Genomic DNA, 20,870 nt, shown 5'->3' with positions numbered 1-20,870 from the left:
CGACGCCAATGTTAAAGCAAGTTTAATAGAAATTTCCCGATACTGGACTACGCTGAAGGTCACGCTTCGGCCTGATGGCCTGACATTCAAACCGGGAGTTCAGTGATGAATACCAGCAGACCTCTTACCCACTGGCGACGCAAACTGCGATCCACCCTGATACTGTTTACCGTGGCTATCCTTGTGCCATTGGGAGTACAGGCACAGGCAAAAAAACCCAACATCCTGGTGATCTGGGGGGACGATATCGGCATCCCGCAGATCAGCGCCTATACCCAGGGCCTGATGGGTTACCGCACCCCCAACATAGACCGCATTGCCAATGAGGGCATGCTGTTTACCGACGCCTACGGCCAGCAGAGCTGTACCGCGGGGCGCACCAGCTTTATTGTCGGCCAGGAACCCTTCCGCGCCGGCCTGCTGACTATTGGCATGCCCGGCGATCCCCACGGGATCACCGATTGGATGCCGACCATCGCCGACGCCCTGAAAGACCAGGGTTACGCCACCGGCCAGTTCGGCAAGAATCACCTCGGCGACCGCGATCAGCACCTCCCGACCAACCACGGTTTCGACGAGTTCTTCGGCAACCTCTACCACCTGAACGCGGAGGAAGAGCCGGAGGGATATTTCTATCCGAAGGACCCGGAGTTCAAGAAAAAATACGGTCCCCGCGGTGTGATCAAGTCCTTCGCCGACGGCCGGATCGAGGATACCGGCCCGCTCAACACCAAGCGCATGGAAACCGTGGATGAGGAATTCCTGGCCGCCGCCAAGGATTTCATCCAGCGCCAGGTGAAAGCCGACAAGCCCTTCTTCACCTGGTTCAACTCCACCCGCATGCACGTATTCACTCACCTGAAGCCGGAGTCCTACGGGGTCACCGGCAAGGGCATCCACGCGGACGGCATGGTGGAACACGACGGCCACGTGGGCCAGTTGCTCGACCTGCTGGATGAGCTGGGTGTCGCCGACAATACCATTGTGGTCTACAGCACCGACAATGGCGCCGAGATCGCCCTGTGGCCGGACGGCGCCATGACCATGTTCGCCAGCGAGAAGGGCACCACCTGGGAGGGTGGCTTCCGCGTGCCGATGATGGTGCGCTGGCCCGGGCACATCAAGCCCGGCATCGTGTCCAACGAGATCATCTCCAACCTCGACTGGTTCCCGACCCTGCTTTCCGTTGCGGGCAATGACCACGTGAAGGGGGACCTCTCCAAGGGTACCCGCCTGAACGGCAAGAAATTCAAGGTCAAGCTGGACGGTTACGATTTCCTGCCCTACCTGACAGCACAGGCGGAGAAAGGCCCCCGCGACCGCATCATGTACTTCGATCAGGGCGGTAACCTGAACGCCGTCCGCTGGAACGACTGGAAGCTCAGTTTCGCCGTCCAGGACGGCAATATCGCCATGGGTAGCCGCAAGGTCACTTCCTGGGCGGGCATTACCAACCTGCGCATGGACCCCTATGAAAAGGCAGCCCACGAAGGTGGCCAGTACCTCGACTGGTACGCCCGACAGATGTGGCTGCTGGTGCCTATCCAGAGTGTGATCAAGGATTTCTTCAAGGACTTCACCGACTACCCTTACCAGACCGGGTCTTCGCTGAACGCGGCCGGTATCAACTACGGCCTGCTGCGGCAGCAGGACGCCCTGAAGCGCCTGAACGAACTGGAAGGGATGAAGCCGCGTTGATGCACGCCTGATCAACTTCAAGCGCTTTCACGCAATGAGAAGGGGTACAACGTACCCCTTTTTTTGTTGGCCTCCGCTCTCGAAGCAAATCAAATTCATCTATGCTGTATGCCACAGCCCGCAATACCGCGCTGACATCAATACCGCCAACGGACGTCCCATGAGTACACGGCAACAGATTCTCGAGCTTCGCGACCGGCTGGCCGCAGGCATCATCGGCCAGGATGCCGTCATCAATAACCTTCTCGTCGCCCTGCTGGCCAACGGCCACGTGCTGCTGGAAGGACTTCCGGGCCTCGCCAAGACCCGCACTATCAAGACCCTCGCCGCCAACCTGGAGAGCGAGTTCAGCCGTATCCAGTTCACCCCGGACCTGCTGCCCAGTGACATCACCGGTACCGAGATCTATATCGCCGAGGCCCGGGACGACAAGTTCCAGTTCCAGCCCGGGCCGATCTTCGGCAACCTGGTGCTCGCCGACGAAATCAACCGCGCACCGGCCAAGGCCCAGTCAGCGCTGCTGGAGGCCATGGAGGAGCGGCAGGTGACCGTTGCCGGCAACACCCACCGCCTGCCGGAACTGTTCCTGGTACTGGCAACCCAGAACCCGATCGAGCAGGAGGGCACCTACCCGCTGCCCGAAGCGCAGATGGACCGCTTCCTGCTGCACGTGTTCGTCGACTACGCGAGTGACGCCGACGAGCAGAAAATACTCCGGCTGGTGCGCGGGGAAGACGCCGGCCACGGTGCCGGTGACAAGGGGGTGATTCCCGCCAGCGCCGTACTCGACGCGCGTCGGGAGGTGCTGGCGGTTACCGTTGCCGATCCGGTGGAGCGCTACATGGTTGCGCTGATCGCGGCGACCCGGCGCCCCACGGAATACGCCGGGTCCCCGCTGGCCCAGTGGCTCAGTGTCGGCGCCAGCCCGCGCGGCACCCTGGCCCTGGACCGCGCCTCCCGGGCCTGGGCCTGGCTCGACGGGCGCACTGCGGTGACACCCGATGACGTCAAGGCGGTGGTCCATGCCTGCCTGCGCCATCGCCTGATACTGAGCTATGAAGCAGAGGCCGAAGGCGTAACCAGGGACGCGGTGCTGGATGAAGTTCTTCAACAAGTCGCAGTCGCTTAAGCAGCGGGAGTTACAGGCCCGCCAGGCGGGCAGCCCTGCCCGGCCGCCGGCAGAGGATGCCGCCGAAGGGGCGTATACCAGTCTGGAAGCCCTGGTGGCCATGCGTTCCCGCGCCCGGGGCTTCAGCTACCTGCCGCGGCAACCGGTGCATTCGCTGTTGGCGGGGCGGCACGCTTCGCGCCTGCGCGGCCGCGGCCTCAACTTCGAGGAGATTCGCCGCTACCAGGCCGGTGACGACATTCGCCAGATCGACTGGAAAATCACCGCGCGAACCCGCAAAACCCACAGCCGCGTTTATACCGAGGAACGCGAGCGCACTACCTTGCTGCTGGTCGACCAGCGCGCCGCCATGTTTTTCGGCAGCGTGAAGCGCATGAAATCGGTCACCGCAGCGGAAGCCGCGGCGCTGGCTGCCTGGCGGGTGCTGGAACAGCAGGACCGGGTCGGCGCCCTGGTATTCAACGACACGGACATCGTGGAAATCCGTCCCCAGCGTAGCCGCAACGCGGTAATGCGTATCCTGCAGGCCATCGTGAGCCAGAACCGCGCCCTCACTATTGATAGTTGTAGCGGCAGCAATCCCGCCATGCTCAATGAGGTCCTGCGCCGCTGTGACCAATTGGCGAAGCATGACTGCCTGATCAATGTCATCAGTGACTGCAGTGGCCAGGACGAGGAATCCCGGCGCCTGCTGAACCGTATCGCCGCGCACAATGACCTGCTCTTCGGCTTTGTTCACGACGCGCTGGAAGCAGAGTTGCCCACCGCGGGCCCCCTGGTGTTTGCCGGTGGTACCGAGCAACTGGAAGTCGATACCGGCCAGCGCGGATTGCGTGATCGCTACCGTGATGAATTTGCCGACACCCGCGCCGACGGGCGCCGCTTCCTGCTGCACCGGCAGATTCCCGTGATCCCGCTCAACACCGCCGAGGATGTCGCCGAACAGGTGCGCCGGCGCATCGGCGCGCTGCACCGATGAGCGATAGCACGAGCCTCGACCGGCTGCACGATATAGTCGCGCCCGCTGCCGCGCCCTGGTGGCCGCCGGCGCCTGGCTGGCAGATTCTTCTTGGTGTACTCGCAGCGCTGGCGGCACTGGCCTTACTGCGCGGTTTTATCCGCTGGCAGGGCAATCACTACCGCCGCGAGGCCCTGGCGGAACTGGCCGCCCTGCGCAAGCGTGGTGAACGCGGTGACGACGCCGGGGAGGTGGTGGCGCATATGTCGGTGCTGCTGAAACGGGTGGCCCTGACCGCCTTCCCACGGACCCGGGTGGCGACGCTGAGCGGTGAGGCGTGGTTTGCATTCCTCGACCGTACCGGCGGTACCCGGTTCGCCGCGGGGACCGGGGCGCTGATGGAGGCCGTGAACTACGGTATCGCCGGGAACGCGCTTGCGGCGCAGGACCTGGCGCTGCTGGAGAGCCAGTTGCGGCACTGGATCAGGCACCACCGGGTGTTGCCGGAGTCAGCCGCGGAGCCGGCCGGCCGGGCTGCCACCCGGGCGGGAGACCCGGAGCCGGTACTGGAGGACGTGGCGTGAGCAACCTCGCGATCGCCCAGCCCTGGTGGCTGCTTTGCCTGCCCCTGCCACTGCTGGTCTGGTGGCTGGTGCCGCCCCACCGGGTGCGTCGCGGCGGCTTGCAGGTGCCTTTCCTGCCACGGCTCGCTGCGGCGGCCGGCAGCGCGCCCGGCAGCGGCGCGGTGGTGGCGCGCAGTGGCCTGTGGCGTCTCCTGGTGGTGTGTTTTTGCTGGTGTTGCGCGGTGCTGGCGCTGGCGCGGCCGCAATTGGTGGAGCCGCCGGTGAGCAAGGAGATCCCGGTGCGCGACATGCTGCTGGCGGTGGACCTTTCCGGGTCGATGGAAACCCGCGACTTTACCGATGCGCAGGGCAGGCAGGTCGATCGACTCACCGCGGTCAAGGAAGTGCTGGATGATTTCCTCGCGCGGCGGCAGGGCGACCGGGTCGGGCTGATCCTGTTTGGCAGCGCGGCGTTTGTGCAGGCGCCATTCACCGAGGACCTGGACGTCGTCAGGCAACTGCTGGACGAAGCCCAGGTACGCATGGCCGGACCGCAGACCGCCTTCGGCGATGCCCTGGGGCTGGCGATTACCGTATTCGAGCGCAGCACGGTGCGCGAACGGGTGTTGATCGCCCTGACCGATGGCAACGATACCGCCAGCCAGGTGCCACCGGACAAGGCGGCACAGATTGCCAGGGACAAGGGCATTGTCATCCACAGCGTGGCGGTGGGCGATCCCCGTTCGGCGGGCGAGGATGCCCTGGATGAGAAAACCCTGCAGCAGGTGGCTTCCGCTACCGGTGGCATCTACTCGCACGCGACGGACCGCAGCCAGCTGCAGGCCATCTACGACCAGCTGGACCAGCTCGAAACACGCAAGGTGCAGACAATCTCGCACCGGCCGCGGCGCGATGTCTACTGGTGGCCCCTGGCCGCGGCGCTGGTGGTATCGATGGCCTACTTTGCCGTCGGTATGCTGCTGCGGGGACTCTTGCTACCCGGGCGGGAGAAGCGCCTGGTCGAGGGCGTAGCGGGTTTTTCACCAGCGCTGCTGGGCACGGCCCTGCTGGCCTTTCACTTTGTGCGCCCGGGCTGGTTGCTGGCGCTGTTGCCCGCGGGCCTGCTCTGGTGGCGCCTGCGCCGGATAGGCCAGGAGGAGCGCGCCTGGCGGGGGATTGTCGCACCCCACCTGCTGCGCCTGCTCTGGCGCGACGCCAGTGCTGGCCGCCGCCTCGGGCCGCTGTCCTGGATCGGCCTGTGCTGGTTGCTGGCGATTGTCGCCATTGCCGGCCCGAGCTGGAAGCGCATGCCCTCGGCATTCGCCGAGGACACGGCGCCGCTGGCGATTGTCGTCAAGGTAACGCCTTCGATGCTGACGGAAGACATCCAGCCCAGCCGCCTGCAGCGCGCCACCCAGAAAATACACGACCTGCTGGCGGCCCGCGGCAGCGCGAAAAGCGCGCTGATCGCCTACGCGGGTTCCGCCCACCTGGTGATGCCGGCGACCGCCGATGCCGGCATCATCGATACCTTCGCCGCTGCGCTCGATCCCGCGCTGATGCCGGTGGAAGGCGATGCCGCTGCCGAGGCCCTGCAGCTCGCCGACCTGGCGCTGGCCCAGGCGGGGGGCGGTTCCATTCTCTGGATTGCGGATGCGATCAGCCCCGGCGCGGCCGACGCGCTGCGCCGCTGGCGCAAGGCCTCTTCCAGCGAGGTCCGGCTGTGGCCTCCCCTGCTGCGGGGCACTGAACTGGATGCCGTGAAATCCATGGGTCGAGCGGTGCGGGCGGACACCGTGCAACTGGCAGCCGATGACTCCGACGTGGCTGCGCTCGCCACCGCCGCGCGTTTCGCGCCGGTCCAGGCCGGTGATTCGGACACCCGCTGGGCGGAGAGCGGTTACTGGCTGACCCCGCTGCTGGCCCTGATGCTGCTGGTATTTTTCCGTCGCGGCTGGCTGGTACCGCTGGCCGGGGGGCGCGCGTGAGCGCCGCGGTCAGGACGGCGAGACTGCGCGGCAGGCATGTCCTGCTCTCCGCGCTGTTGTCGCTGGTCATCGCTTGGCTGGCCTACGGCAGCTGGTCGAATCCCGATTTCTGGATGAACCCGGCGCGGCGCGGCGACCGGCTGATGGTGCAGCAGCAGTTCCGGAGCGCGGCGCAAACCTACCAGGACCCCTGGCGGATCGGTACCGCCCAGTACCGCGACGGCGACTTCAAGGCGGCGGCCGCTACCTTTGCCCGGGTACCCGGCGCCGTCGGTGCATTTAACCGCGGCAACGCCCAGCTCATGCACGGCGCCTACGAGGAGGCCATCGCCAGTTACCAGCAGGCCCTGGGCTTCCGCCCGGGCTGGCAGGCTGCCGCTGACAATATGGCCCTCGCCCGCGCGCGGAAGGCCCTGATCGACAATGCCGGCAGGGAGCGCGAACAGGAATCCGCCGATGCCTACAAACCGGACGACACCGTGTTCGACCAGAAGGGCGAAGACAAGGCGGGCAAGCCGCAGGACATGAACCAGCAGTCGCTCTCCGACGAGGCCCTGCGCGCCAGCTGGCTGCGCCGGGTGCAAACAACACCGGGGGATTTCCTGCGCGCCAAGTTCGCCTACCAGGCGGCCCACCGGGAAGCCGGCGAAGCCGGGGCCGCGCCGGAAGCGGCGGGGGAGCAGCCGTGATCCGCCGCCTGTGTTGCCTGGTACTCGCCCTGGCCTGTGGTATGCAGGCGCTGGCGCTGGCGCAGGAGCCGGGTGTCGGGATACGGGTCGCGGCCGGCAAACCCCTGTGGGCCGGCCAGCAGGTGACCCTGGTGGTGGAGTTGATGGCGCCGGGATACTTTGACAGTGCGGCCACCTTCGACCTGCCGGACCCGGCGGGGGTGATCCTGATGCGGCCTACCGAGCGTCCGGTTATCGGCAACCGGACTGTCGACGGCATTACCTACACCACCCAGCAACACGAATTGCGGGCCTGGCCGATGCGGGCGGGGCAGCAGACCATCGCGCCGATCACCGTGCGTTTCGCCTACAAGGCCAATCCCCTGGATACGAAAAGCATTGCCGCAGCGGTGAGCACTCAGGCCGTCGTGCTGGATGTCGAGCAACCGCCGGGTACCGCGGGCATGGGTACGCTGATCAGTGCGCGCGACCTCGCGGTGAACGAGCACTGGGAACCGGAGCCGGGGAGCAGCCCGGTGGAGGCGGGGTCGGCCTATACGCGCACTATCACATTCTCGGCGCCGGACCTGCCGGGGATGATTTTTCCGCCGTTCCCGACGGCGCCGATCGAGGGGATCAGGGTATACAGCAAGCCACGGGTCGAGGATCACAGCGATGCGCGCGGCGGCTTTGTCGGCGAGCGCCGGGATACCCTCACCTATGTCACCGCGGCACCGGGACAGTACACGATTCCGGCGGTCACCTTCAGCTGGTTTGATCCTGACAGTGGCGAGGTTCGCAGCAGGGACTTCGCTGCCAGGAGTTTCGCCGTCATACCCAACCCCGCCATGGCCTCCGGCACTGTCTCAAGCGCAGGCGAGGTATCCGGTCGCGACACTGTTGCCTGGGCGCTACTGGCGCTGGCCGGCCTGGCGCTGGCATCGCTGCTTGCGGGTCGCGTCCGCAGGAGCATCGGGTACTGGCTAGGCAGGATTAGCGCACCCCTGCGTCCGCTGCGCCTGCAGCCGCTGAACCCCGGCAGCGGTGGGGATTCGGTGAGTTCCCGAAAATGTTTATGAAATACTACCTCGGGACAGGCGGGCAGGTTTGTTAAGCTACCGGCGATGTTCTTCACAGAAAAAGGAGTTACCTATGAACATGCACACCGGATCCGCCAAGCGTTTTATCGTCATGATGTTGTTGTTGACCTTCACCACTGTCGGTCTCCAGGCGCCGGCCTACGCCGCCATGTTGAGCACCCAGCAGATTGCCGCCCAGGGCAGCCTGCAGGCGGAGCGCGACCAGTTGCACCAGCGCGTGATGCGCGATGACGTGCGCGCCCAACTGGTCGAGATGGGGGTGAGCCCGGACACCGTCAGCGACCGCATCAACAGCCTGACCAGCGCGGAAATCGCCCAGGTCAACGGCCAGCTGGATGCCCTGCCGGCCGGTAGTGGCGTGCTGGGTACCGTGGTACTGGTACTGCTGATTCTCATCCTGCTGGAAGTTGCCGGCGTTATCGATATCTTCCCCAAACTCTGATCTGCAAGCGCTTCCCCGGCACTGGACAAACGGTGCCGGGGTATTTCCCCCCACCCATGAACAGACTGCGAAAAGCTGCCGGGCGCTGCACCGGGCCCCTGTTGCTGGTGTTGCTTGCCGGACTGTTGACCGCCTGCGTCAACGCGCCGCAGACCACCGCCCTGCTGCGGGAGCGACCGGCGCAACTGGCGCCACAGGTCCGCCTGGCGGATGTTCCCTTCTTCGCCCAGGACGCCTACCAGTGCGGTCCCGCGGCGCTGGCGATGACTCTGCAGCACAGCGGTATAGGCATCGCGCCGGAGGCACTGGTCTCCGCGGTTTACGTGCCCGCCCGCAAGGGTTCCTTCCAGGTGGAAATGCTCGCCGCGACACGCGCCCAGGGTCGGCTCGCGCTGACGGTGACGCCCACCATGGCGAGCCTGCTGGGCTGGCTGGACGCCGGCGAACCGGTGCTGGTGCTGCAGAACCTCGGGACGGACTGGTACCCGGTCTGGCATTACGCGGTCGTAATCGGCTACGACCTCGACGCCCGGAAAATGATCCTGCACACCGGCGTCACTGAAAATTACCATGTGAGTATGGCCACGTTCGAACTGACCTGGGCGCGCTCCAGCTATTGGGGGCTGGTTACCCTAAAACCCGGTGAATTGCCTTACCGGGATGATCCCGACCGCTATTTCCATGCCGCTGCGGATCTCGAGGAGAGCCAGCCCGCGACCGCCATGCAGGCGGTGTGGACGGCGGGAGTCTCGACCTGGCCGCAGCGCCCGGACCTCGCCCTGGGGCTCGCCAACCTGTACTACCGGCGCGGAGACAGCGAGGCGGCACTGGCGGCTTACCGGGGTATTGTCGAGCGTTTTCCCGATTACCTGCCGGGCTACAACAACCTCGCCAGCCTGCAGGTGGAACTGGGCGATACCGAGGGCGCTATCGCCACCGCCAGCGCCGGGCTGGCGGTGGCCGGTGGCAGCAATCCCTACCTGGAACAGACTCTCGCGGAAGCCCGGGCCAGCCGCGCCGGACGGGAATCGCCGTAAGCTTCGGCGCCGGCTTCAGTCGCTCCCCATGGAGGCGATCACCGCCAGCGGGTTGAGGTACTCGATGTGCTCCAGCACGACGCCGTCGCGAATGCGCGTCAGCATGATGTACTCGTTTTCATAGAGCTTGCCGCTGTTCATGGTCGCCTGCCCCCTGGCGGTGGTCATCACCAGTTCCGGGTCCTCGGTGCGCAGGATGCGGACCTCGCTGAACACCAGCGGGCTGCGCCCCTCGGCGCTGCCTTTGAGCACCGCCTGTGCCGTCTCCCGGCCGCGGTAATCGGTGGGCACCCCGGCGGGCATGAAGGGCAGGCGCAGCAGGAAATCTTCCGCGATTGCGCCGGGGAAGGCGTCAAAATTGCCCTCCGGAAAATGCTCCAGCCAGGCGCGGGTGAGTTCGACAGTATCGGTCATGGTGGTTTCCCTGTTATTTTCTGCGACGGTTTCCGCGGCCAGTGTCTGCGGCAGGAGGGACAGCAGGGCAATGCAACTGGCGAGGCGGCAAAGATACGCGGTTTGTTTTCGCATCGTTATTGTTTCCACGTTGTGGGCAAATTGCGCCGCGGCGGATGAGCGGCCGGTGGCCGTGCCACTGCGGCAGCCCGAGTCTGTAAGGCAAATGCCATTAAATCAACACACCGCGTTCATATTCCCGTCACCGCGGCTCCGTAGCGTGGGGGACTTCCCTTTTCCCGGAGTCGATCCCATGCCTTACAGTCCCCGCTACCTGAGCGCGGCCCTCGCCGCCATCCTGTTTCCCGTTCTACCCGCCGCGGCGCAGGAAACAGCGCTGGCCTGGGATATGGTGGATAGCACCAGCGGTCGCCTGAATGACCACACCAACACATTCGCCGGTGCGTTCAGCAACGCGGGTGACGGCGCTGAGAAATACCGGCGCGGGGTTTCGGGCTCGATACCGTTCTCCGTTCTGGACGACACCGTTAGTTTTTCGGCTGATGCCCTGGGTATCATAGACGAGAGCAATCTCGACGAATTTTTCGGCATCACCGACACGGTGAACGGCGACAATGCGTCCGGCGATGTACTCGCCAGCTGGGAGTTTGATATCAGCGGGGCCAGCGACCTCGGAGTCTCCATCGGCATGGGTGCGATGGGGGATTTTGAAGCCGTTGATGTGTTTGTGTGGCGCGCCTCCATCGACGGTGGCGCGGAGCAGGTGCTGTTCACTGGCAGTGCCGATGAGGCTGCCAGCCTGACCTATGTCCTCGCCAGCGGCAAGTCAGTGACCATCGATGACCCGATGACAGTCAGTGGCGTAACGCTGAGCAACCAGCTGCTGGCCCTGCGCGCGCCCGTCGCCGGCACGGGCAATACGCTGAAACTGACACTGGCCGCCAACACCGATGGCGGTTCGGAAGCCTTCGCCTTCCAGGACCTGGTCGTCCTCAGCGGTTTCGAGGATGAACTCGTGCCGCCGCCGCCGGAACCCGAGCCCGAACTGACCCTGATCCACGCGGTCCAGGGCGCGGGTGAGGCTTCGCCCCTGCAGGGTATTGAACTGGTCCTGGAAGCCGTGGTGGTAGGCGACTTCCAGAATAACGGCATGGCCGACGACGGCGAGCTCAACGGCTTCTTCCTGCAGGAAGAAGATACCGATGCAGATGGCGACAGCGCCACCTCCGAGGGCATCTTCGTCTACTACCCCGGCGGCGCCGTGGATGTCAGCGTCGGCGACCGGGTACGCGTCACCGGGGTGGTCTCCGAGTTCAACGGCCTGACCGAAGTCACCGCCAGCGCGGTCGAGGTACTGGCGTCGGGGGTTGCGCTGCCCGCCGCGACGGAACTGCTGCTGCCGGTCGCAGATATCGCCGACTTCGAGGCCGTGGAAGGCATGCGGGTGGTCCTGCCCCAGTCCCTGGTGATCAGCGAGTACTACAACTTCGATCGCTTCGGGGAAATCGTACTGGCGCAGCCGCTTGCCGGGGAGGCGCGGGCGATGACCCCCACTGCGGTGGAACAGCCCAATTCCGCCGGTTACTTCGAGCGCGCGGACCTCAACGCCCGCTCGCGGATCACCCTCGACGACGGACGCACCGCTTCCAATCCGGACCCGGCCCGGCACCCCAACGGCGGCGAGTTCACGCTCGACAACCGCTTCCGCGGCGGCGACCTGCTGACCGGCACCAGCGGGGTGATGCACTACGCCTTCGACCTTTACCGGGTGCAGCCGACCCAGGGTGCGAGCTACACAGCCGCCAACCCGCGGCCGGCGTCGGCGCCGGCGGTCGGTGGCGAGTTCAGGGTGGCGGCGTTCAACGTGCTCAACTACTTCACCACCCTCGATAACCTCGGTCCCATCTGTGGGCCCAGCGGCGATATGGACTGTCGCGGGGCAGACAACGCAGATGAGTTCGAGCGGCAGCGCAGCAAGATCATCGCCGCGCTGGCCAAACTCGACGCAGCTGTTATCGGTCTGGTCGAGTTGGAAAACAGCGGCGCCGCCATCGACGACCTGGTGGCGGGCCTCAACGCTGTCGCCGGCGCTGGCACCTGGGCCGCGATCGAAAGCGACGTTATCGGCAGCGATGCCATCCGCGTCGGCTTTATTTACCAGCCGGCCCTGGCCACGCCCCAGGGCGATCCCGCCATTCTCGACAGCAACTTCGACGGCAGCTATATCGATACGAAAAACCGGCCCGCGCTGGCGCAAACCTTTGCCGCGGCCAGTGGCGGCGTGGTCACTGCCGTCGTCAACCACTTCAAATCCAAGGGCTCGGACTGCAACGATCTCGGCGACCCGGATATCGGCGACGGCCAGGGCAATTGCAACATCACCCGTAGCAACGCGGCACAGGTGCTGGCGCAGTGGCTGGCGACCGACCCCACCGCTTCCGGCGACCCGGACTTCCTGATCCTCGGCGACCTGAACTCCTACGACAAGGAAGACCCGATCACGGCCCTCGCTGAAGCGGGTTATAGCGACTTGCTGGCGGCCTTTGAAGGTGAACTCGCTTACAGCTACGTCTTCGATGGCCAGGTCGGCTACCTCGACCATGCGCTGGCCAGCGCACCGCTGGCCCTGCAGGTAGCCGGCGCGGCGACCTGGCATATCAATGCCGACGAACCGGACCTCATCGATTACGACACCAGCTTCAAGAAACCGGCACAGGCTGCGCTGTTCGCGCCCGACGAGTTCCGCAGTTCCGACCACGACCCGGTGGTCGTCGGGTTGAGCCTGTTCCTGTACCCGGAATCGCCGGCGGATTGCGCGCGCTTCAACTGGCGCACTCTGCGCCGCGCGGATGGCAGTGTCTTCGAACACCAGCGGGAATGTGTGCTCTACACGGCAGGTCAACGCTAGGAAAGGAAGGTTGGCGGCAGCGACGCTGCCGGGATGATCCCCGCGCGACAGGGATTGTCGCGCGGGATTTTTTTACATGCCGCTGGCGGTTTCCGCCTTGCGTACCAGTTGCACGAACTCGCTGCGGTACCCGTAGGGGTCGTCGCCGCGATTGGCCTGGGCCAGGGCCAGGGCATCGGCATAGTCCCAGCCGCCGCTGTATTTGCCGCCGCGCAGCAGTTCCCCGAAGCCGGCGACCGCCGCGGCAAAGCGGGTCTCCCGCAGGCTGGTGGCGTCGCTGCTGTCACCGATGGCAATGGGCTGGCTGAGCAGTTTCGATACAGCCTCATCCGGCAGCTTGTAACGCAGTTTCAGGTAGCCGTACTCCGAGGCCCGGGCAGCGCTCCCTGATTGCGCCGGCTGGACATAGCGGGATTCGGAGAACACGCCGCTGGCCTGGCCGGCGGGGGTGATCTCGTACAGCGCGGTCACCCGATGGCCGGCGCCGATGTCGCCCGCGTCCACCGCGTCGTTGTTGAAGTCCTCCTCCGCGAGGATGCGGCTCTCGTAGCCCAGCAGGCGGTACTCGCTGACCGTCGCCGGGTTGAACTCGACCTGGATCTTCACGTCCCTGGCGATCGGGAAGAGGGCGGAGGTGGCCTCGTCCACCAACACCTTCTGCGCTTCACCCAGGGTATCGATGTAGGCGGCCACGCCGTTGCCGTTCTGCGCCAGCGCCTGCATCAGGGCGTCGTTGTAGTTGCCCTGGCCAAAGCCCAGCACCGAGAGGTAGACCCCGGATTCGCGCTTGCGCTCGATGAAGCCCTGCAACTCCTCGCGATCATTGATGCCGACGTTGAAGTCGCCGTCGGTGGCCAGGATGATGCGGTTGACGCCACCCTCGACAAAGCTCGCTTGCGCCTGCTGGTAGGCCAGCTGGATGCCGGCACCGCCGGCGGTGGAACCGCCGGCCTGCAGGCGGTTGAGGGCGTCGAGGATTTTCTGCTTGTCGCGCACCGGGGTCGGTTCCAGCACACTGCCCGCGGCACCGGCGTAGACCACGATGGACACGGTGTCTTCCGGTTGCAGGCGCGACAGCAGCAAGTTCATCGACTGCTTCACCAGCGGCAGCTTGTCCGGGCTGTTCATGGAGCCGGAGACGTCGAGCAGGAAGACCAGATTGCTGCGCGGTTGAGCGCCCTGCAGTTCGTAGCCCTGGATACCGATACGGACCAGCTTGTTGCCGGCCTTCCAGGGCGCGTCGATCACCGCGATATCGGTGCTGAAGGGCTGGCCGCGGTCCTGCGGCAGCGGGTAGTCGTAGGGGAAGTAGTTGACCATTTCCTCGATGCGCACCGCGGCCTTTTGCGGCAGCACGCCGCCGTTCAGCTGGCGGCGAATGAAACTGTAGGCGGCGGTATCGACGTCGATGGAGAAGGTCGAGACCGGTTCCGCGGCCACGCGTTTCACCGGGTTGCTGTCGATTTTTTCGAAGCGGTCGCGGCCGCGGTCCTGGTAGAACGGCGAGCTCGCACTGTCGTCCAGCGAGGCCGGCTGCGAGTTGGCTGCGAATTTGGCTTCCATGGCGCGGCCACTTAACCGGGTTTGTGGCGCGGCCGCCGCCGCGGCGACCGTGGCTCTACTGTCGCGTGCCGCAACGCTCTCTTCGAGCAGGATGACCTGCGCCGCCGCGCCCCCGCCGATGGCATCGGCCACCACATCCTGTTCACGGGCGACTGCTGCCGGAGCGGGTCGGGGGGCAGTGACGATGATCTCCCTGGTCTCGGCCTGTTTGCCGGGTATCGGGTGAGCGGCTTCCGGTTCGGCTGCCGTGTCGCTGGTTGGCACCCTCACTGGCTGCTGGTCCCGGGGTAGCTGCAGGGCGAGGAAGACGCCCAGGATCAGCACGGCGGCGCTAGCCATGCCGCTGTAAGCCCAGCGTTGAAAGGGTGATTGCGCGGTCAGTACGTTCATGATTTTTCTCCCGAGTGATTGTCTCTCGGGGGTGAGACGCGGCCCGGCGGCGAATCCTTGGCCGGCGTCGGCGTTTTTTTCCGCCTGGGCGGCATCGAAGGCCTGCAGCGCTGCCGCCAGTGCGGCCTGTTGCGCCGCTTTGCGGGGCTCCGCGTCACCGGTATCGAACAGGGCTTTCAGTTCGTCATCGTTCATACATCAACTCCCGGCGACGCGTGCTCGCGCAGCCGTTTGCGAATTTCATGCAGGCGCCAGGACACGGTGGATTCCTTCACCTCCAGTACCGCGGCCGCCTCGGCGTGGCTCAGGCCCTCGCCGTGGACCAGCACCAGGGCTTCGCGAAAACCCTCACCCATCTGTTCTACCAGCGCCAGTACCTGGCCCAGCAGGATGCCCGATTCTGCGCTGCCGGGCGCGGGCAGGTCCGCGGGCTCCGCGACGGCCTGTTGGCCGCGCGCGCGGTAGTTGTCCCGGGCGCAATTGATCACCAGGCGGTAGAGCCAGCTGCTGAAGGCGGACTGGAAGCGGAACTGGTCGAGGGCGCGGGCCAGCTTGACGCAGGCCTGCTGGGTCACGTCTTCGGCATCCTCGCGATTGCCGCAGTACTGCATGGCGAAGCGGAACATGGCGGCATAGTGCCCCTCCACCAACTGGCTGAAGGCGTTCCGGTCGCCGCGCTGGGCGCGCTTGATTGTCTCCTCGAGGTCGGTAGTCATGTCCGGCCCGTGCACTGTTCCACTGTAGGACGAAGCTTAGGCGCGAATCCTTGGCGGGGTCGCCGGAAAAATTGCAGAAAGTCGGGCCAGGGGCCGGGGGAGGGAAGTCGGCGCCCCGCCGTGTTGGCGGAGCGCCGTGAGAATCAGGTCAGCAGCAGGGCTGCGACCCAGGGCAGGGCCAGCCAGAGCAGGCCCTTGGCGAGGAAGAACAGGAAACCGGCCACGCCGAGGCGGCTCAACCAGGCCGGCAGCTGCAGCGGCCGGCGCTGTAATACGATGGACACGACGCTATCCCCCGAACCCGGATCAGGCGGTTTCGCCGCGCAGGGCGGAGGCCTGGCGCAGCTTGCGACGGCCGAGGAAGGGGACGATCATCGGCACACTGCGACGGTAGTCGGCGTACTCCGGGTGCTCCGCGATCAGGTCGCGCTCTTCCAGCTGGATCGCGATCAGGATGTAGGCGGTGGTCATCACGGCGAACACCAGGTGCGCGGCAGTCATGACCGGGGTCGCCCAGAAGCCCAGCAGGAAACCCAGGTAGAGCGGGTGGCGCACCAGGCTGTAGAGCATCGGGGTACCGAAGATCAGCGGGGTGTAGGGCTTGTCGCGCAGGTTGAGCCAGACCTGGCGCAGGCCGAACAGGTCGAAGTGGTTGATCAGGAAGGTGCTGTACAGCACGATCAGCCAGCCGAAGCCGAACAGGCTGTGCAGCAGCGCCCGGGCGATACCGTTATCCACCGACCAGATCACACCACCCATCGGCTGCCAGAAGATGAACAGCACGATCAGGGCGAGGCTGGAGGCCAGCACGAAGGTGCTGCGCTCAGCGGCCTTGGGGATGAAGCGGGTGATCCAGCGCTTGAAGAAGGGCCGCGCCATCAGGCTGTGCTGGACCGCGAACAGGGCCAGCAGGCCGAGGTTCACCAGCAGCGCGTGCAGCAGCGGCACCTGGGGTACGGCATCGATGGACTTGGGCACGAAGATGTTGCCGACAAACCCTATCGCGTACAGGAAGGTGACGAAAAACAGGGCATAGGACAGTATGCCGTAGAGGAATATGAACAGACGTTGCATGACTTTATTCTCCAGTGAGTGTGAATTGAACCGGCTCCCTTACCGGTATGGGGCACACTCTGGTCGAAGCCTCCCGACAAGTCCTGATCGTTGCCTGACTATTGCCTGACTTTTTTATGACCTCGAAAAAAGTTTAATAAAATCAACAGGATAAAAATTAAAATACGGGTGTGAAAAGGCCCGGGATCAGGGTGACTGGCGGTACCGGGCGAGTTCCGATGCGGCGCTTTCATCCCAATTGGTACCGGCGAGGGCCCTGGCCTGCTCCATCAGGTTCACCGCCGCGGTGCTGTCACCGCTGGCGAAGGCATAGTTGGCGCGGGCAGAGAGGTTGGCGGGGGTGGCGTCGAAGCCCGCCAGTGCCCCGGCCAGCGGCGCGGCCGCCTGCAGGTCGCCGGTGGTGACCAGGGCGCGCAACAGGTGGGCGACGATTTCCGCTTCCTTGCCCTCCCAGTTGCTCTCGCGGACCCGGGCCAGCGCCGCCCGGTAGCGCTCCACCGCCAGCGCGTGGTCGCCGCGGGCCTCGGCGGTCTCGCCGAGCAGGGCCATGGCCTCGACCTCGGGCTGGTTGAGGTTTGCCTCCCGGGCCGCCGCCTCGATCTGAACCGCCGCCTGCTCCGCCACGTCCGCCTGCCCTTCCTCGAGGTCGAGTCGGGCCAGCAGCAGATCGCTCTGCAGCACCCGCATACGGTCCTGGATGTCGGCGAAAATCTCCCGCGCCTGCAGCAGGTGGCCGCGGGCCGCAGCCCGCTCGCCCAGCCCCTGTTCCGCGGTGGCCCACTGGGCCAGCGAGGTGGCCTCGAACAGGCGGTCGTGGGTCTCCAGGGCGATCGCGTGGGCCGACTTCGCGGCGGTGACGGCCTCACTGTATTTGCCCTGGGTGCTGTAGAGCGCACTGAGCTGGCCGTAGACCCGGCCGACGCCCACCCGGTCGCCGATGTCCTCGCGCAGGGCCAGCGAACGCAGGTGGTAGTCCTCGGCCTCGTCCAGGCGGCCCATCTCGCGCAGCAGGTAGCCGGTGTTGTTGAGCATCATCGCCTCGCTGCGCAAATCGCCGCTGGCGCGGAAGGACTGCAGGGCCTGTTCCAGGTAATCGCGCGCCTCCGCCAGCTCGCCGCGGTCCATGCACAGGTTGGCGCGGGCCGAGTAGAGCTGGCCGGGCAGGGTTTCGCGTCCGGCGCCGTGGTATTCGAGGACCGCGAGATCGAGCATCTCCTCGGCCTGCTGGAAGTCGCCGCGATCCTCGTAGACGATCGACAGGTTCTGCAGGATCCGGCCGCTGAGCTCGCGGTCACCGATGGCGCCGGCGGTGTGCAGGGCCTCGCGGTGGCTGGCCTCGGCGTCGTCGAGGCGCCCGGTGCGGTTGTAGATGACGCCCAGGGTCATCAACACCTGGGCGAGTTTGCGGTCGGCTCCCTGCGGGCGCAGTTCGCTCGCCAGTGCATCCAGCAATTGCTCGGCCTCGTCGTTGTGGCCGAGGATGCGCTCACAGGCGGCGTACTGGTAGCGCGGCGCGAACAGGGTCGGCTCGCGCTCCATTACCAGGCGGAAATAGGTGTTGGCATCGGCGCAGCGCCCCTGCAGGGACAGGTCCATGCCGCGGGCGAAGGCCTCATTGTGAAAGGCGTCGCTGGATACCGGGTCGGCATTGAAGTGCCGGGCGCGGGCGTTCAGCAGGTCGCCGTAGAGGCTTTGCACTACCCCCTGCGCCAGTCCCGCCGGCTGGTCGCCGACCATGGTCGCCTGGCGCAGGCGGTCGTCCGGGCCCAGCAGGCTGAGGTTCAGGCGCAGGGCGGCGCCTTCGCTGCGCAACTGCATGGCCACCAGGTAGTCCGCGCCGTAGACCTCACGCAGTTTGTCGACCAGTTCGGCGGACCGCTCCGCCGCGAGGTCGCCCCGCCAGTCCAGGGTCTCCGCCAGCCCGAGTACACTGCCGTCAGCCACCACCGCGATGCGGTCCTCCGCCGACAGCTGGTTGCTGACCAGGCTCATCAGGCCGAGACGGGTCCAGGCCAGTTCCGGGTTGCCGGTGTCATCCACCAGTGGCAGAACGGCGACCCGCGCCCGCTCGTCGATTGCCGGCGCCGGGCGCAGGGCCCACCAGCCGAGCAGGCCGATGGCCAGCATTGCGCACAGGCCGAGCGCAAGCAGGGCCAGCGGGTGTCTGCGTGGCGCCGGAGTCAGCGCCGGGGCCGGTGCCGGAGTTTCTGCTTCTGCCCCGGGTGCTGCCGGTGGCGCTGGCTGCTGTTCGAAATGTGGATGAGGCGCTGCCGGTGAGGCCGGCGCGACCTCGGCGACAAAGCGGTAACCGTGGCCGTGGACGGTGCGGATGACGGCCTGCTGCTGGGCGTCGTCGCCCACCGCCTTGCGCGCTTTCATGATGGCGCGGGTCAGCGCGGTCTCGGTGACTACCACTCCGGGCCACACCGCCTCCTGCAGCTCGTCCTTGTCCACGGCGCGGTCGCGGTGGGCAACGAGGTAGACCAGCAGGTCAAATACGCGCGGCTGGATTTCCACCGGCTGGTTTGCCCGGCGCAGTTCCCGACACGCCGCATCGATGCTGTATTCGCCGAATTGAACTGTCCCCGCGCCGGGGCTCGCTGTCGTGGTCATAGCGGGAGGTAGTGCCCTGTTGCCTGTCCGTGGTCCCGGTCCTAGTGTAATTCCCTGCGGCAGGGCGGCACAGCCCCGCGGTGCTCGCCTTTTGTTGATGAACGCACTGTAATCCCCGCTTGCAACCCGCGTTGTTGACACCCGGTGCCAAGCGAGTAATGTCTCAGGTCGCCCCGCGGTACTTGCGCTCGCGGTACTTGCGCATCAGCCACGCTTTTCCCGACAGGAGCCCATAATAATGTCGTCAGTCCACTATGCCGCACCGACCTCCCTCGCCGAGGCGGCGCAGGTGCTCGCTGCCGGCGAGCAGCCCAAGATCCTCGCTGGCGGTACCGACCTGCTGGTGCAGATGAAACTCGGCGCGCGCCGGCCCGGCACCATCGTTGACATCAAGCGTATCCCCGAACTCACTGAACTGCGCCTGGATGACCAGGGCCTGGTGCTCGGTGCCGCCGTCCCCGGTGCGGTGGTCACAGCCAATGTGCAACTGCAGGCACTGTACCCCGGGTTCGTCGAGGCCCTCGGGCTGATCGGCTCCAGTCAGGTTCAGGGCCGCTGCTCCGCCGGCGGCAACCTGTGCAACGCCTCCCCGGCGGCGGACTCGGTGCCGGCGATGATCGTCAATGGCGTGGCCTGCCATATCGTCGGCGCCGCCGGCGAACGCCGTGTGCCGGTGGCCGAATTCAACACCGGCCCCGGCAGCAACTGCCTGGCGCCGGACGAAATCCTGGTGGCGCTGGAATTCCCGCGCCCGGCCCCGCGCAGCAGCGATGCCTACCTGCGCTTCATCCCGCGCACCGAGATGGATATCGCGGTGGCCGGCGCCGCCGTCGCCCTGACCCTGGACGACGCGGGCGTGTGCACCGCGGCAAAGGTCGCCATCGGCGCGGTCGGGCCGCGGGCCATCGCGGTGCCCGCAGCGGCGGACGCGCTGCTCGGCAGCACGCTGGATGCTGCGGCGCTGGACGCTGCGGCCGCCGCCGCCAGTGCCGCCGCCACGCCGATTACCGACAAGCGCGGAACCGTCGAATACCGCAAGAAGGTCGTCGGCGTGCTTACCCGTCGGGCGGCCCTGATCGCCAAGTCACGTATCGAAGCACAGGCCTAGGAGACTGCCATGACAGTCGTACAGAAAAAATGCCATGTCAGCACCACGGTCAACGGGGAACCCTGCGAGTTTCTCTGCGAACCCACCCAGGTGCTCTCCGATATCCTGCGCAACACCCTGGACCTCACCGGCACCAAGGAAGGCTGCACCACCGGCGATTGCGGCGCCTGCTCGGTCATGCTGGATGGCGCCCTGGTCTGTTCCTGCCTGGTGCTGGCGGCGGAAGTCGAAGGCCGTGCCGTGGAAACCGTCGAGGGCGTCGCCAAGGGCGGGCAACTGCACCCGGTGCAGGAGAAACTGCTGGAAAATGCCGCCCTGCAGTGTGGCATCTGCACGCCGGGCATCGTGATCGCCGCGAAAGCCCTGCTGGAACGCAATCCCGATCCCAGCGAAGAGGAGGCCCGCTACTGGCTGGCCGGCAACCTCTGCCGCTGTACCGGTTACGACAAGATCATCCGCGCGGTGCTGGACGCCGGCGCCGCGATGCGGGGGGAGTGAAGC

The 20,870-nt window shown here is 66.0% G+C and carries 18 protein-coding genes; 12 read left to right on the top strand and 6 right to left on the bottom strand.

Features of this window, described 5'->3' with window-relative positions; genetic code table 11:
- Nucleotides 1-105 precede the first annotated feature (105 nt).
- The 9 genes from ACNKU3_RS19305 to ACNKU3_RS19265 all read left to right on the top strand — a co-directional run bounded on the left by ACNKU3_RS19305 (nt 106) and on the right by ACNKU3_RS19265 (nt 9,583).
- Nucleotides 106-1,698: an arylsulfatase gene (locus tag ACNKU3_RS19305; protein ID WP_418261205.1), complete on the top strand. Its 1,593-nt coding sequence runs from the start codon at nt 106-108 to the stop codon at nt 1,696-1,698.
- 160 nt (nt 1,699-1,858) lie between these two features.
- On the top strand, nt 1,859-2,827 hold the full coding sequence (locus ACNKU3_RS19300) for an AAA family ATPase (RefSeq protein WP_418261204.1): 969 nt from the start codon (nt 1,859-1,861) through the stop codon (nt 2,825-2,827).
- Nucleotides 2,796-3,806: a DUF58 domain-containing protein gene (locus tag ACNKU3_RS19295; RefSeq protein ID WP_418261203.1), complete on the top strand. Its 1,011-nt coding sequence runs from the start codon at nt 2,796-2,798 to the stop codon at nt 3,804-3,806. Before ACNKU3_RS19300 ends, ACNKU3_RS19295 begins: the two co-directional genes overlap by 32 nt.
- Nucleotides 3,803-4,369 (top strand): DUF4381 domain-containing protein, encoded by a 567-nt coding sequence (locus ACNKU3_RS19290; protein WP_418261202.1) that lies wholly within the window; start codon nt 3,803-3,805, stop codon nt 4,367-4,369. Before ACNKU3_RS19295 ends, ACNKU3_RS19290 begins: the two co-directional genes overlap by 4 nt.
- Complete coding sequence (locus ACNKU3_RS19285) at nt 4,366-6,336, top strand: VWA domain-containing protein (RefSeq protein WP_418261201.1); 1,971 nt, start codon at nt 4,366-4,368, stop codon at nt 6,334-6,336. The genes ACNKU3_RS19290 and ACNKU3_RS19285 overlap by 4 nt, the downstream gene beginning before the upstream one ends.
- A complete protein-coding gene (locus tag ACNKU3_RS19280; RefSeq protein WP_418261200.1) occupies nt 6,333-7,025 on the top strand; it encodes a hypothetical protein in 693 nt (230 codons plus the stop codon). The genes ACNKU3_RS19285 and ACNKU3_RS19280 overlap by 4 nt, the downstream gene beginning before the upstream one ends.
- Nucleotides 7,022-8,083, top strand: a complete 1,062-nt coding sequence (locus ACNKU3_RS19275; protein ID WP_418261199.1) for a hypothetical protein — start codon at nt 7,022-7,024, stop codon at nt 8,081-8,083. Before ACNKU3_RS19280 ends, ACNKU3_RS19275 begins: the two co-directional genes overlap by 4 nt.
- A 73-nt stretch (nt 8,084-8,156) precedes the next feature.
- A complete protein-coding gene (locus ACNKU3_RS19270) occupies nt 8,157-8,546 on the top strand; it encodes a PA2779 family protein (RefSeq protein WP_418261198.1) in 390 nt (129 codons plus the stop codon).
- Nucleotides 8,547-8,602: 56 nt separating this feature from the next.
- Nucleotides 8,603-9,583 carry a PA2778 family cysteine peptidase gene (locus ACNKU3_RS19265; protein WP_418261197.1) on the top strand — a complete coding sequence of 327 codons (981 nt, stop codon included), beginning with the start codon at nt 8,603-8,605 and terminating at the stop codon, nt 9,581-9,583.
- Nucleotides 9,584-9,598: 15 nt separating this feature from the next.
- On the opposite strand, the gene ACNKU3_RS19260 is transcribed toward ACNKU3_RS19265, so the two are convergent.
- Nucleotides 9,599-10,111 carry a nuclear transport factor 2 family protein gene (locus ACNKU3_RS19260; protein WP_418261196.1) on the bottom strand — a complete coding sequence of 171 codons (513 nt, stop codon included), beginning with the start codon at nt 10,109-10,111 and terminating at the stop codon, nt 9,599-9,601.
- Between the two features lie 178 nt (nt 10,112-10,289).
- Between ACNKU3_RS19260 and ACNKU3_RS19255 the strand changes: the two genes are divergently transcribed.
- On the top strand, nt 10,290-12,905 hold the full coding sequence (locus ACNKU3_RS19255; protein WP_418261195.1) for an ExeM/NucH family extracellular endonuclease: 2,616 nt from the start codon (nt 10,290-10,292) through the stop codon (nt 12,903-12,905).
- Nucleotides 12,906-12,977: 72 nt separating this feature from the next.
- Here ACNKU3_RS19255 and ACNKU3_RS19250 read toward each other — a convergent pair whose 3' ends face one another.
- The 5 genes from ACNKU3_RS19250 to ACNKU3_RS19230 all read right to left on the bottom strand — a co-directional run bounded on the left by ACNKU3_RS19250 (nt 12,978) and on the right by ACNKU3_RS19230 (nt 19,261).
- Nucleotides 12,978-15,053 carry a vWA domain-containing protein gene (locus ACNKU3_RS19250; RefSeq protein ID WP_418261194.1) on the bottom strand — a complete coding sequence of 692 codons (2,076 nt, stop codon included), beginning with the start codon at nt 15,051-15,053 and terminating at the stop codon, nt 12,978-12,980.
- A complete protein-coding gene (locus ACNKU3_RS19245; protein ID WP_418261193.1) occupies nt 15,050-15,574 on the bottom strand; it encodes an RNA polymerase sigma factor in 525 nt (174 codons plus the stop codon). The genes ACNKU3_RS19250 and ACNKU3_RS19245 overlap by 4 nt, the downstream gene beginning before the upstream one ends.
- 143 nt (nt 15,575-15,717) lie before the next feature.
- On the bottom strand, nt 15,718-15,858 hold the full coding sequence (locus tag ACNKU3_RS19240; protein WP_418261192.1) for a hypothetical protein: 141 nt from the start codon (nt 15,856-15,858) through the stop codon (nt 15,718-15,720).
- A 22-nt stretch (nt 15,859-15,880) separates the two neighbouring features.
- Nucleotides 15,881-16,648 (bottom strand): methanethiol S-methyltransferase, encoded by a 768-nt coding sequence (gene mddA / locus ACNKU3_RS19235; RefSeq protein ID WP_418261191.1) that lies wholly within the window; start codon nt 16,646-16,648, stop codon nt 15,881-15,883.
- 186 nt (nt 16,649-16,834) lie between these two features.
- Nucleotides 16,835-19,261 carry a tetratricopeptide repeat protein gene (locus ACNKU3_RS19230; RefSeq protein ID WP_418261190.1) on the bottom strand — a complete coding sequence of 809 codons (2,427 nt, stop codon included), beginning with the start codon at nt 19,259-19,261 and terminating at the stop codon, nt 16,835-16,837.
- 238 nt (nt 19,262-19,499) lie between these two features.
- Here ACNKU3_RS19230 and ACNKU3_RS19225 point away from each other — a divergent pair, with 238 nt between their 5' ends.
- Together ACNKU3_RS19225 and ACNKU3_RS19220 are read left to right on the top strand one after the other, a co-directional pair.
- Nucleotides 19,500-20,369 carry an FAD binding domain-containing protein gene (locus tag ACNKU3_RS19225; RefSeq protein ID WP_418261189.1) on the top strand — a complete coding sequence of 290 codons (870 nt, stop codon included), beginning with the start codon at nt 19,500-19,502 and terminating at the stop codon, nt 20,367-20,369.
- A gap of 9 nt (nt 20,370-20,378) precedes the next feature.
- The gene (locus ACNKU3_RS19220; RefSeq protein WP_418261188.1) at nt 20,379-20,867 is read left to right on the top strand and encodes a (2Fe-2S)-binding protein; all 489 of its coding nucleotides are present in this window, start codon (nt 20,379-20,381) and stop codon (nt 20,865-20,867) included.
- Nucleotides 20,868-20,870: the final 3 nt, after the last annotated feature.

The sequence above is a fragment of the Haliea sp. E17 genome, from assembly GCF_048323675.1.
Lineage (GTDB): Bacteria > Pseudomonadota > Gammaproteobacteria > Pseudomonadales > Halieaceae > Mangrovimicrobium.
This window is presented reverse-complemented; position numbering and strand designations above follow the sequence as displayed.

Excerpts from the sequence above, each read along its gene's own strand:
- ACNKU3_RS19305 (WP_418261205.1), top strand. The coding sequence starts at position 106 with ATGAATACCAGCAGACCTCTTACCCACTGGCGACGCAAACTGCGATCC.
- ACNKU3_RS19300 (WP_418261204.1), top strand. The coding sequence starts at position 1,859 with ATGAGTACACGGCAACAGATTCTCGAGCTTCGCGACCGGCTGGCCGCA.
- ACNKU3_RS19295 (WP_418261203.1), top strand. The coding sequence starts at position 2,796 with ATGAAGTTCTTCAACAAGTCGCAGTCGCTTAAGCAGCGGGAGTTACAG.
- ACNKU3_RS19290 (WP_418261202.1), top strand. The coding sequence starts at position 3,803 with ATGAGCGATAGCACGAGCCTCGACCGGCTGCACGATATAGTCGCGCCC.
- ACNKU3_RS19270 (WP_418261198.1), top strand. The coding sequence starts at position 8,157 with ATGAACATGCACACCGGATCCGCCAAGCGTTTTATCGTCATGATGTTG.
- ACNKU3_RS19265 (WP_418261197.1), top strand. The coding sequence starts at position 8,603 with ATGAACAGACTGCGAAAAGCTGCCGGGCGCTGCACCGGGCCCCTGTTG.
- ACNKU3_RS19260 (WP_418261196.1), bottom strand. The coding sequence starts at position 10,111 with ATGCGAAAACAAACCGCGTATCTTTGCCGCCTCGCCAGTTGCATTGCC.
- ACNKU3_RS19255 (WP_418261195.1), top strand. The coding sequence starts at position 10,290 with ATGCCTTACAGTCCCCGCTACCTGAGCGCGGCCCTCGCCGCCATCCTG.
- ACNKU3_RS19250 (WP_418261194.1), bottom strand. The coding sequence starts at position 15,053 with ATGAACGATGACGAACTGAAAGCCCTGTTCGATACCGGTGACGCGGAG.
- ACNKU3_RS19245 (WP_418261193.1), bottom strand. The coding sequence starts at position 15,574 with ATGACTACCGACCTCGAGGAGACAATCAAGCGCGCCCAGCGCGGCGAC.
- mddA (WP_418261191.1), bottom strand. The coding sequence starts at position 16,648 with ATGCAACGTCTGTTCATATTCCTCTACGGCATACTGTCCTATGCCCTG.
- ACNKU3_RS19230 (WP_418261190.1), bottom strand. The coding sequence starts at position 19,261 with ATGACCACGACAGCGAGCCCCGGCGCGGGGACAGTTCAATTCGGCGAA.
- ACNKU3_RS19225 (WP_418261189.1), top strand. The coding sequence starts at position 19,500 with ATGTCGTCAGTCCACTATGCCGCACCGACCTCCCTCGCCGAGGCGGCG.
- ACNKU3_RS19220 (WP_418261188.1), top strand. The coding sequence starts at position 20,379 with ATGACAGTCGTACAGAAAAAATGCCATGTCAGCACCACGGTCAACGGG.